This window comes from Pseudomonas sp. ATCC PTA-122608, from assembly GCF_001952855.1.
In the GTDB taxonomy this organism is placed as follows: Bacteria; Pseudomonadota; Gammaproteobacteria; order Pseudomonadales; family Pseudomonadaceae; genus Aquipseudomonas.
In genome coordinates this window covers 62,137-74,521 of record NZ_LPNO01000046.1, presented here as the reverse complement: position 1 = coordinate 74,521, position 12,385 = coordinate 62,137, and the positions used below count along the sequence as shown (strand labels likewise).

The 12,385-nt window shown below is 61.3% G+C and carries 10 protein-coding genes and 1 pseudogene; 5 read left to right on the top strand and 6 right to left on the bottom strand.

What is annotated here, in order from left to right; all coding sequences use genetic code 11:
• Positions 1 to 28: 28 nt before the first annotated feature.
• Positions 29 to 2,089 carry a DNA polymerase III subunit gamma/tau gene (gene dnaX, locus AU074_RS26230; protein WP_076017207.1) on the bottom strand — a complete coding sequence of 687 codons (2,061 nt, stop codon included), beginning with the start codon at positions 2,087 to 2,089 and terminating at the stop codon, positions 29 to 31.
• A gap of 133 nt (positions 2,090 to 2,222) precedes the next feature.
• Here dnaX and AU074_RS26225 point away from each other — a divergent pair.
• A pseudogene (locus AU074_RS26225) lies at positions 2,223 to 2,969 on the top strand (substrate-binding periplasmic protein); the annotation flags it as partial.
• Positions 2,970 to 3,052: 83 nt separating this feature from the next.
• On the opposite strand, the gene AU074_RS26220 reads toward AU074_RS26225, so the two are convergent.
• Positions 3,053 to 4,744 (bottom strand): bifunctional diguanylate cyclase/phosphodiesterase, encoded by a 1,692-nt coding sequence (locus AU074_RS26220; protein ID WP_076017206.1) that lies wholly within the window; start codon positions 4,742 to 4,744, stop codon positions 3,053 to 3,055.
• Positions 4,745 to 4,762: 18 nt separating this feature from the next.
• Positions 4,763 to 6,328, bottom strand: coding sequence for a PAS domain-containing methyl-accepting chemotaxis protein (locus AU074_RS26215; protein ID WP_076017205.1), 1,566 nt, complete (start codon positions 6,326 to 6,328; stop codon positions 4,763 to 4,765).
• Positions 6,329 to 6,788: 460 nt separating this feature from the next.
• On the opposite strand from AU074_RS26215, the gene AU074_RS26210 reads away from it, so the two are divergent.
• Together AU074_RS26210 and AU074_RS26205 are read left to right on the top strand one after the other, a co-directional pair.
• Entirely contained in the window at positions 6,789 to 7,103 is a 315-nt protein-coding gene (locus AU074_RS26210; RefSeq protein ID WP_003219061.1) for a helix-turn-helix domain-containing protein, read from the top strand.
• A 147-nt stretch (positions 7,104 to 7,250) separates the two neighbouring features.
• On the top strand, positions 7,251 to 7,622 hold the full coding sequence (locus AU074_RS26205; protein ID WP_076017204.1) for a VOC family protein: 372 nt from the start codon (positions 7,251 to 7,253) through the stop codon (positions 7,620 to 7,622).
• Here the strand turns inward: AU074_RS26205 and AU074_RS26200 are convergent.
• Positions 7,536 to 8,504 (bottom strand): DMT family transporter, encoded by a 969-nt coding sequence (locus tag AU074_RS26200; RefSeq protein ID WP_076017203.1) that lies wholly within the window; start codon positions 8,502 to 8,504, stop codon positions 7,536 to 7,538. The genes AU074_RS26205 and AU074_RS26200 overlap by 87 nt on opposite strands.
• Before the next feature lie 97 nt (positions 8,505 to 8,601).
• Here AU074_RS26200 and AU074_RS26195 point away from each other — a divergent pair, with 97 nt between their 5' ends.
• A complete protein-coding gene (locus AU074_RS26195; RefSeq protein ID WP_076017202.1) occupies positions 8,602 to 9,465 on the top strand; it encodes a LysR family transcriptional regulator in 864 nt (287 codons plus the stop codon).
• Positions 9,466 to 9,526: 61 nt separating this feature from the next.
• Positions 9,527 to 10,438, top strand: a complete 912-nt coding sequence (locus tag AU074_RS26190; RefSeq protein ID WP_076017201.1) for a DUF2167 domain-containing protein — start codon at positions 9,527 to 9,529, stop codon at positions 10,436 to 10,438.
• 116 nt (positions 10,439 to 10,554) lie between these two features.
• Here the strand turns inward: AU074_RS26190 and AU074_RS26185 are convergent, their stop codons facing one another.
• Both AU074_RS26185 and AU074_RS26180 read right to left on the bottom strand, forming a co-directional pair.
• Entirely contained in the window at positions 10,555 to 11,169 is a 615-nt protein-coding gene (locus AU074_RS26185) for a hypothetical protein (protein WP_076017200.1), read from the bottom strand.
• 1 nt (position 11,170) lies between these two features.
• Positions 11,171 to 12,217, bottom strand: coding sequence for an N-acetylmuramidase family protein (locus tag AU074_RS26180; protein WP_076017199.1), 1,047 nt, complete (start codon positions 12,215 to 12,217; stop codon positions 11,171 to 11,173).
• Between the last annotated feature and the right edge of the window lie 168 nt (positions 12,218 to 12,385).

The following is a 12,385-nucleotide window of genomic DNA, read 5'->3' as shown; positions in this document are numbered from 1 at the left end:
AGTACGTGGATCAATTATTGGCCCCGGCTTATGACGCCTGAACCGGGGCTTCTACAGGTTCAATAGTATCGTGACGCACCACCGCGCCAAACTGCTGCATCATCTGCTGGATGAGCGGATCACCCTGGATCGACTCTTCAGCTTCGCGCTGGCGGTTGACCCGGCGGCGGGACGCAGCCTGGGCCGGGGTTTCCTGTTCGGGCTTGATCAGCTCGATGCTGATGGTCAGCGTGCGGCCGTGGAACTGGTTCAGGGCATCGTTGAGCCGGCGCTGCTGGGTCGCGTTGAACAGGGCGCTGTGGGCCGGGTCCAGGTGCAACAGCCAATGGTCGCCATCCACGGCAATCAGCGTGCAGTTGGCGGCGATGCTGCCGGTCATGCCCGAGATTGGCAGTTTCGGGAACAGCTCCAGCCATTGCAACGCCAGGCCGGTGGCCGGCATTGCTGCGGGTTCAGGTTCAGGCTCCGGGGCAGGCTCGGCGGTGTGTTCGCTGGCCAGGTCGTCCAGGTAGCTGTAAGCCGAATCGATGTCCGGCTCAATGTAGTCTTCGTCCAGCGGCGGCTCGTCGTCGAGGTCGGTGCCCGGGGTGGCGGCGTCCACTTGCGCGACGGTCGGCTCCGGCACCGGCACCGGGGCCGAAGCCCATTCCGGAGCATCTGGCACCACGCTGTCCGGGGTCGGCGACGGCATCGGCGTAAGTTCGGGCTGCTCGGCGGCCGTTTCCAGCACCGGCTCGACGGCAGGCTGCAGCTCGACCTCGGCTTCTACCGGGTCATTCCACGGCAGGTCGACTTCAGGCACGGGCGCAGGCTCGACCACCGGCTCAGGCACGACCACAGGCGCCACAGGCTCGGCAACAACCGGGGCCGGCGCCGGAGCAACAGGCACAGGCGGCGCAACCACTGGCGCGACAACAGCCGGGCCAGCCACTGGTTTGGCGGAATCAACTGTGGCCTGGCTGATCCCCACTGGCTTTAGCGGCTGTCTCGGTGCATCCGCCGTGTCCGCGGGCCTGAAGGCCAGCATCCGCAGCAGGACCATTTCAAAGCCGCCACGCGGGTCGGGGGCCAACGGCAAGTCACGTCGGCCAATCAGGCCCATCTGGTAGTAGAACTGCACATCTTCGGCCGGCAACGCCTGGGCCAGGGCCAACACACGGTCGCGGTCGCCGTGGCCGTTGTCGACGCCTTCAGGCAGGGCCTGGGCGATGGCGACGCGGTGCAGCACGTTGAGAATCTCCGAGAGCACGCCATTCCAGTCCGGGCCTTGCTCGGACAGGTGGCGCACGGCTTCGAGCAACGCCTTGGCGTCGCCTTCGATCAGTGCATGCAGCACACCGAACACCTGGCCGTGGTCGAGGGTGCCGAGCATCGCCCGCACGTCGGCGGCCATAACCTTGCCTTCACCGAAGGCGATGGCCTGGTCGGTGAGGCTCATGGCGTCGCGCATCGAGCCGTCGGCGGCGCGGCCCAGCAACCACAGGGCGTCGTCTTCGAACGGCACGTTCTCGACACCCAGCACGTGGGTCAAATGCTCGACCACGCGCTCCGGGGTCATGTTTTTCAGGGAGAACTGCAGGCACCGCGACAGAATCGTTGCAGGAAGTTTCTGCGGGTCGGTGGTGGCCAGGATGAATTTGACGTAGGGCGGCGGCTCTTCCAGGGTTTTCAACAAGGCGTTGAAAGAGTGGCTGGACAGCATGTGCACTTCGTCGATCAGGTAGACCTTGAAGCGGCCACGGCTGGGCGCGTACTGCACGTTGTCGAGCAGTTCGCGGGTGTCTTCGACCTTGGTGCGGCTCGCGGCGTCGATCTCGATCAGGTCGACAAAGCGCCCTTCGTCGATCTCCCGGCACACCGAGCACGTACCGCACGGCGTCGAGGTGATGCCGGTTTCACAGTTCAGGCACTTGGCGATGATGCGCGCAATGGTGGTCTTGCCCACACCGCGGGTACCGGTGAACAGGTAGGCGTGGTGCAGCCGCTGGCTGTCCAAGGCATTGATCAGAGCCTTGAGCACATGGGTCTGGCCGACCATTTCGCGGAACGAGCGCGGACGCCATTTACGTGCAAGAACCTGATAACTCATCGAAAACCGTCGCAACTGGGAAGCGGAAGCGGGTAATGCTAGCGGAGCAAGGGGGAAATTGCATCCGGCACGCTCGTCTAATCTGACTAAGCTGGTCTAACCAAGCCCGTAAAAGGCTGAACCCGGAGAGTTTATGCGCGCAGTCCTGGGCGCCTTGTGGATGATTGCCACGGTCAGCGTGGCGGAGCCCGCACCTCTGCGTTTCTCGATTTCCGACAGCTGGACCATGCCCATGGTGCAACTCGACCAAGGCCAGCCGACCCAAGGGATTTTGTATGACCTGATGTTGAGCCTGGCCACCCAGGTCGGCCGCCCCGCGAAATTCCATGTACTCCCCCGGGCGCGCATCGACACCGCCATGGAGCGTGGCGACGTTGATGTGCGCTGCTACGTGACGCCGGCGTGGCTGAACAACCTGTCGGGTGACTACACCTGGAGCATCCCGCTGCTGGTGCAGCGCAATGTGCTGGTCACGGCGCACGTGCCGCCGCCTTCGGTGGTACTGGACAGACTGGCGCCGCAACACATCGGCACGGTACTCGGCTATAGCTACCCGACCCTGGAGGCACGCTTCGCCAGCGGTCAGCTCAGCCGCGACGACAGCCGCAGTGAAGAGCAAGTGCTGCAAAAGCTGGTGGCCGGACGCTTCAAGTACGCGGTGAGCAACGAATGGATTCTCGACCGCTTCAATCAGCAGTTACCGCCCACACAGCGCCTGCACACGGTGGCCGTGATTGAGGAGCAAAGCCTCGGTTGCTATGTGCGCAACGACCCGCTGGTGCCGGTCCAGCAGATTCTGCGCACGTTGTTGCGAATGAAAATGTCCGGTGAGATTGATGAAATCATCAATCTCTATACCGGGAACAGCGCGCCCTCCCCTGCTCCCGCTGGAGTGCGCAGCGCTCCCAAAGATCTTGGGGCCGCTACGCAGCCCAGCGGGAGCAAGCTCCCTCGCCACAAATATCACTCAAGCTTTTGCCACTGCGCCGGCGGCCTGAACCCTTCAACCCACCCCGGCACGTCCCCCGCCGGCATCGGCCGGGCGATGAAATAGCCCTGGGCCACTTCGCAGCCCATGCGCATCAATAGCTGCCCGTGCTCCAGGGTTTCCAGACCTTCGGCAATCACTTCGCGACCAAACGCCCGCGCCAGGCCGATCACCGCCTTGGTCAGCGCCAGGTCGTCTTTGTCGTGCAGGATGTCGCGCACAAATGACTTGTCGATCTTGATGGTCTGGGTCGGCAGGCGCTTGAGGTAACTCAGGGAAGAATAGCCAGTGCCAAAATCATCCAGGGAGAACTGCACGCCCAGGGCCTGGCAGGCTTGCAGGTGCTGGGTGACGCGCTGGATATTGTCGATGGCCACCGACTCGGCGATTTCCAGGTCCAGCCGGTGCGGCTCCACCTGCGGGTACTGCGCCAGTAAATCCTGCAGCCGCTCGACAAAATCCTCGCGCTGGAAATGCCGCGCCGCGATATTCACGCTCACCGACCACCAGTGCCCATGCACCTGCCAGCGGTGCATCTGCCCCAACACCTGGTCGATCACCCATTCGCCGATGTCGACAATCAGGTCGGTCTGCTCGATAAGCGGCAGGAAATCCCCCGGCGTCACCAACCCGCGCTCGGGGTGCTGCCAGCGTAACAACGCCTCGAACCCCACCACCGTGCCGCAGCGCAGATTGACCTTGGGCTGGTAATGCAGGCACAACTGGCCCGCCGCCAACGCCTGGCGAATCTGCTCTACGGTTTGGTGACTGGCTTTCACCTCCTGCTCCAGGGAAACATCAAACAACTGGTAACGGTTGCGCCCGCTCTGCTTGGCCACATACATCGCCTGGTCCGCATGACGGAGCAAGGTGTCGGCGTCTTCGTCATCCAAGGGGAACAGGGTGACGCCAATGCTGGCGAACACGTTCAGCTCGGCCCCCTGGATCGAGTAAGGCTCGGAAATCGCCTTGAGGATGCGCAGCAAGGCGGCGTTAAGCTCGTCGATATCGCGCACGTAACGCAGGATCAGCACAAACTCATCACCCGCCAACCGGGCGACCACATCTTCGCCGCGAATAATCTCCCGCAGCCGCGTGGCCACCTCCACCAACAACAGATCGCCACAGGCATGCCCGTAGCCATCGTTGACCGCCTTGAAGCCATCCAGATCGAGCATGCACAGCGCCAGCGGAATGTTTTCGCTGCGGGAGAACTCCAGGGACTGGTTGAGCAGCTCGGACAGATAGGCACGGTTGGGCAAGCCGGTCAGCACGTCGTGGCCTACCCGCCATTGCAGGGTGTGCAACAACTGGCGTTTTTCGCTCACATCGAAGCGGATCGACACGTACTTCTGTACCCGCCCGGTCTTTTCATCGACCAGTGGCACCATGGTGCTGTCCACCCAATACAGGGTTCCATCCTTGGCCCGGTTGCAGATTTCCCCACGCCATACCCGGCCTTCGCTGATGGCCTGCCACATGCCCTGGAAGAATGCGGCAGGGTGCAGGCCAGAACTCAGGATCCGGTGGTTTTGCCCCAGTAACTCGTCACGCCCGTAGCCGGACATGCCGCAGAACTGGTCATTGACGTAAGTGATGCAGCCCGCCAGGTCAGTCTCGGAGAAAATGGCGGCTGCATCCACGGCCCTGCGGTATTTCTCTTCCATGAGTGAGGCTCACTGTGGCTAGCGGTTGAACCGCTCGACCAGGGCGCGCAACCCGGAAGAGATGCTTTCGAGTTCCCTGCCACGGGTGACTGCAGCGTTGGCATTGCCCGCTGTCTTTTGCACCGTGGCGGCGACGTTATTGATCTGTTGTGAAACTTCCTCGGCGACGTGGGATTGTTCCTGGGAGGCGGCAGCCATTTGCTGGCTCATGTCGGTAATCCGTTCCACCGCGTGGCGAATACCTTGCAGCGCCTGCTGCGCCTCAAGCACCTGCTGCACGCCCTGCTCGGCTTCGTGAATGCCCAGGCTTGCGATCTCGACCGCCTCATCGGCGCCGGCCCGCAGGTTCTGGATGATGCCCTGGATCTGCTGGGTCGACTCGCGGGTCTTGCCCGCCAATGCGCGCACCTCGTCGGCCACCACGGCAAAACCGCGGCCCTGCTCACCGGCGCGGGCCGCTTCAATGGCCGCGTTGAGCGCCAACAGGTTGGTCTGGTCGGCGATCGCCTGGATCATGCTCGCGGCCACCTGGATTTGCTGGGTCTGCCCGGCGAGGTTGCCCACAGCCTGGTTGATCTGGGTGACGGTGCCGGCCAGCAACTGGATCGCCTCGCGCGATGTGCCGGCCACCTGGCTGCCCTGCTCGGCGAGGGTGTTGGCGGTGTGGGCTTCGCTGGCGGTTTGTTGCACGTGCACCGCCACTTCGGCGATGGACGCGGCCATCTCGGTCATGGCGGCGGCGGTCATGTCGGTCTCGGCACGTTGTTCCAACAGCGCCGACTCGGTGGTGCTCGACAGCACGCTGGAATGGGCGGCCGCTTCGGCCATCTGGTTGGCCAGATCGCTGAGGCGCGTAAGCGCAGTCTTAAGTCGTGCCTCTTCGCTGATCAGGATCATTTCCAACTGCGCGGTCGGCCCCAGCGCATCGCTGTAGGTCATGGCGCTGATAGGGTCGGAAAAGGCGTTAGGCGTGTTCTGCACAATCCGCTTGAGCTGTAGTCCCAAGCGTTGATGGGCCCAGATACCTACACCGAGAAACAGGCCAACGGTCACCGCCTGACCCCACACACCCGGAACCCATTGAAAGGCGGCGACGCTGGCGGCGGCGGCCACCAATGGCAGAGCCAGGGCCTGGGCCATGGATGCCAGGCGCCGCACTGGCGCGACCGCCGCACCACCGGCCTGCAAGCGCGCGTAAAGCGCTTCGGCGCGCCGTACCTGTTCGCGGGTGGGCTTGACCCGCACCGACTCGTATCCCGTCAGCCGCCCGTCTTCGAGGATCGGCGTCACATAGGCGCTGACCCAGTAGTAGTTGCCGTTCTTGCAGCGGTTCTTCACCACGCCCATCCAGCTCTGCCCGGCCTTGAGGTAGCTCCACATCAGTTGGAATACGGCGGGCGGCATGTCCGGGTGGCGCACCAGGTTATGGGTGCTGCCGATCAGCTCGGCCTGGGTAAAACCGCTCATGGCGGCAAACTCGGCGTTGCAGTAGGTAATGTGGCTGTTGACGTCAGTCGCGGAAATTAGCCGTTGCTGCTCCCCAAAAGTCTGTTCAACAGCAGTGACCGGCAAGTTGAGACGCACGTTAAAGCTCCATGGACAGCATTCGATCGCTCTCTCGACTACCGGGTAGGCAGGACAGGCGGATTCGTATTTCCAGTCGGGCTGCGCCGTCGATCGGCTGGTTGGCCGCAAACGGGCGCAAACCCACGATTTTGCACAGCAATTCATCATCCATTCAGTGATGATCAACTAGGCTTGATTTCGGGTATCCAGCACGTGAGGCGCAATGAAGCGTGGCACTGACGAGCGACGTTTCAGTCCCTGCCAAGCGTCCGTTTTATGGGCACATTTATGAGAGTAAGGAGAAAGCAATGATTTCCTGTTTCATAAACCTGCCTTCTGAAACGAGACCACCAAATACTTGTCCTAGATGCCGATTCTACGAATTACATCACATTTTGCAAGAAAAGGTGATGGTATATGCGGTTGTCTATTTTTAAGATTTATCGTTAAGTTCTTGATTCTAAATGGGAATTGAGCGATGCACATTTCAAGTTTGGGTCCGGCCATCAGACGTTACCGCAAGGTCGCAGGGCTTACTCAGGCTGAACTAGGTGAAAAAACCGGTTTTGACCCTAAAACCATCAGCCGCTTCGAAACCGGCACCTATACACCCAGCGTCGAGGCTCTGTTCTTGTTCGCAGAGGCGCTGGGAGTGAAGCTGAAAGTCTTTTTCGCAGACCTGGTCGACGAAGAGGAACAGCGCGCTTATCTGTTCGGTGTCATTCATAAAGCCACCCCGAAGGATCTGGGAAAGCTGATCGCAGCGGTAGACCAGGCCTTGTCCAAGCCTTAGAGCTCGCAACACCCGTGCACGCAATAAAAAGAGCAGACAGCGAGACTGTCTGCTCTTTGCTTGATGACTCCTGACATGAACTGACAGGACAGCCCCTTAGACTAGGGACTGAGCCGCAGCATTGCTGCGCACTATCAGGGAGTCATCATGAATAGCCTTGCCCATTACTTTTTGTTGTACGTCGACAGCCCGGCCACCAGCGCCAACCTCTATAGCCGCCTGCTGGACAATGCACCTGTAGAGCTGGGGCCGACCTTCGCATTGTTCATCCTCGACAACGGGGTAAAACTCGGGCTGTGGTCGCGCCATACCGTGGAGCCGGCTGCCCAGGCCACAGTCGGCGGTGGCGAGGTGGGATTCTGCGTCGCTGATATAGCAGCGGTCGATGAACTGCACGCGCGCTGGGTGCAACTGGGGTTGAGCATCATCCAGTCACCGGTCGAGGCGGATTTCGGCTACACCTTTGTCGCCCAGGACCCCGACGGTCACCGCCTGCGGGTGTTCACCGTGAACCCGTAACGGTTTGCGGCGCCAGCGCCCTTCCAGGCTGATGGCACCGACACTGGCCAGCACGATCAGGCCACCCAGCACCACGCGCATCGAAACCTGCTCGCCCAGCAGCGAGGCGGCCATCACCATCGCCACCGGCGGCACCAGGTACAACGCCACGGAAGCACGGCTGACTTCGGCATGCCGCAACACATAGGCCCAGGCCAGGTACGCCAGGGCGCTGGGAAACACGCCGAGCAACAACACCGCCCAGTTGGCTTGGGCTGATGACTGCGCCACCACTGCCGGTAAATCCGGCAAATACACACACAGCAGCAAGGTGCCCGACCACACGGTGTAGCACACCGTGGTCAGCGGGCTGTAGCGCCGGGAATAGTGTTTCTGGATCGTGAAATAAAGGCTCCACGACAGCGCCGCCACCAGGATCATCAAGCCACGGGGGTCAATCTCCCCCAGGCCATGCTCACCCCAGATCACCACCAGTACCCCGCTCAAACCCAGCAACACGCAACCCCAGCGCCAGCCGGTGACCCGCTCCTTCAAGCCAAAAAACGCCACCAGCACTGTAAACAGCGGAACGGACTGCGCCAGCACACTGGACGCCGCAGCCGTGACAAATTGCTGGCCGAAATTGATGGTGAGGTGGTGCAGGAAAATCCCGAAGAACCCCAGCACCAGCAGCCACGGCAGGTCCCGCAGCCGTGGCCGCTCGATCTTCCCGACCAATGCCACGCCGGCCATCAACACCGAAGCAATCAGAAACCGCACCAAGGCCAGTTGGCCCGGGCTGTAACTGTGCAAGGCCAGGTGCACGCCAATCGGCGAATATGCCCAACAGAGGATGACGCTGGCAGTGACTAGCGTAAGCTTTACGGGTGAGGGGGCATTCATGAACGGCGTCCAGCAGTGGGAATGCCGTCAGTCTTGGCCCCGGCACGGCGCAGGACAATTAACCGTTTCTGACTTCTGTAATCACTGGAACTGAGCGATGGAACTGGCCCAACTGAAAATGGTGAAAGCCGTGGCGCAAACCGGCAGCGTGGCCCAGGCCGCCCTGCAACTGCACTGCGTGCCGTCCAACATCACCACGCGCATCAAGCAGCTGGAAAGCGAGCTGGGCACCCCGCTGTTCATTCGTGCCGGGCGCGGGTTGGCGATCAGTGCGGCCGGCGAAGTATTTCTCGACTACTGCGAGCGCATTTTGGCGCTGGTGGAAGAGTCCAAGCGCGCCGTCGACAGCAATGCAATTCCACGCGGCAAGCTGCGCATCGGCGCCGTGGAGTCGAGTGCCAGTGGCCGCCTGCCGCCGTTGCTGGCTGAATACCATCGGCGCTATCCACAGGTGGAATTGGAATTGGTGACCGGCGCCTGGGCGCAGTTACTCGATGACCTGCAACATCACCGCATCGACGCGGCGCTGGTGGCCGCCGGCGGCAAACGCCCGAAGCTCGAACACAGCGTGGTCTACAGCGAGCGCCTGGTGCTGATCACCAGCGCCTCCAGCGCGCCTATCGAGGATGCCCGGGATTTGGCCGGCCGCACCTTGCTGGTCTGGCCGCCCGGCTGCCCGTACCGCGCCGCCCTGGAAAACTGGCTCAAGCCCCACGACATCAAGCCGGCCATTGCCAGCTACGCCAGTTGGGGCACGATCATTGGCTGCGTCAGCGCGGGGATTGGTGTGGCGCTGGCGCCGGAAGGCATCCTGGCGCGCTACGAGCAGGCCAACCAATTGACGTCCTACCGCTTCGACGAATTGGCGGCGGTGGATAACCTGCTGTTCTGGCACAAAGATACCCAACGCCACCTGGCACGGGACGCCTTTGCGGGACTGCTGCGGGAGACATTCAGCTAACCCGTTACAGCATGTTTCAGTTATCCTCCCGCGAAATTAATTCAAATTGTAAGGGACTACCATGAATTACTTCCGCCTGTTGCTGGCGGCGGCCGCCCTGAGCCTGCCTGTCGCCCCCGCCGTCGCTGCCGCCAAGCCGGCTCCCGTTGAAGCCACGGCACCCGCCGAAGCGCCCGAAACTGCTGAACACTTTCTCGGTTCCCTCAAGCAGAAGACCGGCACCGTCACCCTGCCCGGCGGTATTGCGACCCTCAAGCTCAACGACGAGTTCTACTACCTCGACCCCACAGACACCGAGCGCCTGCTGACCGATGGTTGGGGCAACCCGCCGGGCTTCAAGACCCTGGGCATGATCGTGCCAAAAGCCGTCAGCCCATTGTCAGAGCGCGGCTGGGGCGTGATCGTCAGCTACAAGGCTGACGGGCACATTTCTGACGAAGACGCTGCGAAAATTGACTACACCGAACTGCTCAAGCAAATGCAGGAAGAAGACGTCGAAGACAACAAAGAACGCCAGAAACAAGGCTACGCAGGCCTGCACCTGCTGGGCTGGGCCGAGCCGCCGCACTACGACGACACCACCCACAAGATGTACTGGGCCCGCGAACTGAAAGCCGACGACGCCAAGCAAACCACCCTCAACTACAGCATCCGCGTGCTGGGCCGTGAAGGCGTGCTGGAACTCAACGCCGTCGCCGCCATGGCCGACCTGGCCACCATCAAGCAAGAGTTGCCCAAGGTCCTGGCCTTTACCAACTTCACCGATGGCAACCTGTACACCGACTTCAACCCGAAGACCGACAAACTCGCGACCTACGGCCTTGCCGCACTGGTTGCTGGCGGGATCGCGGCCAAGGCCGGGCTGTTTGCCAAGATCGGCATCTTCCTGCTGGCGGCGAAGAAGTTCCTGGTGATCGGCGTCGTGGCGCTGTTCGCCGTTATCCGCAAGCTGTTCAACCGCAACAAGGCCTGAATACTGAGAGAAGTAAGGCGGGACGCGGAGCGTCCCAGGCTGCATTCCCACGCAGAGCGAGGGAACGATCAAAAAAGCCGCGGCGTGCCCGGCACACCGCGGCGCGGGGAACACCCTCAGCTTTTTGCCGGCGTCAGCCTGGCGTACTGGTCCTGGCTGATCCAGCCCTTGGAAGAGCGGCCTTCGCCATTGATGAACTCGACCTGGGCCCAGCCATCCTTGAACGCCAGCACCGCGACCACATCGTCCTTGACCACATAGGCACGATGACTAGCCTTGGCGTCCGGAGTCTTTTGCAGGAAGGCCTTGTCGGCTGAAACGGTCACCAGGCCAATCCACTTCTTGGCAGCCGTCTGGGTCAGGTCCAGGCCGGTGGCGATTTCCGGCATCAGCACGCTGATGCAACCGGGATGCTCGCGGCCCTTCTCCACCGTCAGCGTCACACCGTCCGAGGACGCCGCAACGGTTCCCGGGTAAGTCGCATCCAGCCACGTGGACACCGACGCCTTCGCACCGTCGACCTTGCCCTGCAGGAAGAACGTGCACGTGCGGGTCACGCCCTCGCCCATCTCTTCAGCATAAAAACCTTCCACCTGATGCTCAGGCGTCACGGCCAGCATCAGCCCTTCGTACTTGCCCGAGTGCAGCGCAGCGGCAAACGCCGGCGTTCCCGCAGCAACACAAACGAAAGAGGCAACCAGCAATCGGGACAGGCAACGTTTGAACGGCATTCTATTTTTTCCCTTCAAGTGCTTCGTAGGCTTTTTTGATTCGATGGTCATAGTCGCCATAATCCTTGCCGTTATAGTTCAGCGCCATGGCGGCGTAATCCTTGTTCTTCATGGCCTTGACCAGGGCCGGGCTCTGACCGCAAAAACCGAGGAAGCCCTTGAGTTGATGCCCGGCATTAATCTTCATGGCCACGACAAACTCAAACACCGTTTTATAACCACAGGCCGTGCAGTTGGACCCCATTATCTGAAACATACCCCAAGAGGCCGACTTCAAGGCCGCCTCCTGATCCAGCGCAAAGGCCGTGGCCATGGTTTCCCAGGCCTTGGTCTGGTCCTTGTTATTGGCCTTCCACTGGGGGCCGGCTTTTTTCACGTAGGGGTACGACAACAGCGGGTGGGTCTGATCGTATTTATGGTTGGTGTACTTGCGAAAGTGGTGCCCTTCAAAAGCGATCACCGGCAACTTGGCCGGCCCGAACCCGGAGCGCCCGCCCGACTCCACCGTGGCGAAGGCCTTGATGATATTGACCGAAATCCCGCTGCCCAACTGCGTGGCGGCGTTCTGGAAGTCCGTGTCCGTGAGCGTCGTGCCCCCGTCGCACGCGGCCTGGAGCATCATCTGCCGGTTGCGCCGCTCGGCCTCGATCATCGCCCGCATGCGATCCAGGTAATGGTTGACCGTGGCCTGGACCATATCCGAACTGGTGTTGCCGAACACATTCAGGAAGGTCGGAATACGCAGGGCAGGATTCGGCTTGACCGCTACCTTCACCGCCTCTTCGATCAGGCTATTGAAGGTGCGCCCGGTGGGGTCGATAACCCCGTCGGGATGGGCGTACTTGAGGTAGCGAAACTGATACTGGCTGATGCACTGCACCAACTGGCCGTCGCACTTGCCATTTTCGGCCAGGGGGAAACTCAACTTGGGAATGATCAAGTTGAACAAATACTGGATGCACTGAACGTCGGCGGGCAAGTTGCGGGCTTTGCCGGGGGCACCGACGGAAGCGCTGATGAGCGTGGGCAACCCTTGCAGGCTTTTCATGACCGACATCCTTGTTAGTTAGGGTGAATGAGCAATAAAGCGCCATCACTTTAATATCATCCATGTGCCGTCGACATATTTTGAAATATGTGACTGGCGCAAACTAGCAAGGTGGTTTTGGGTTGTCCAGAGTGGAAGCTTGAAGTTGTGAAAGAGCCCTCACAGTCT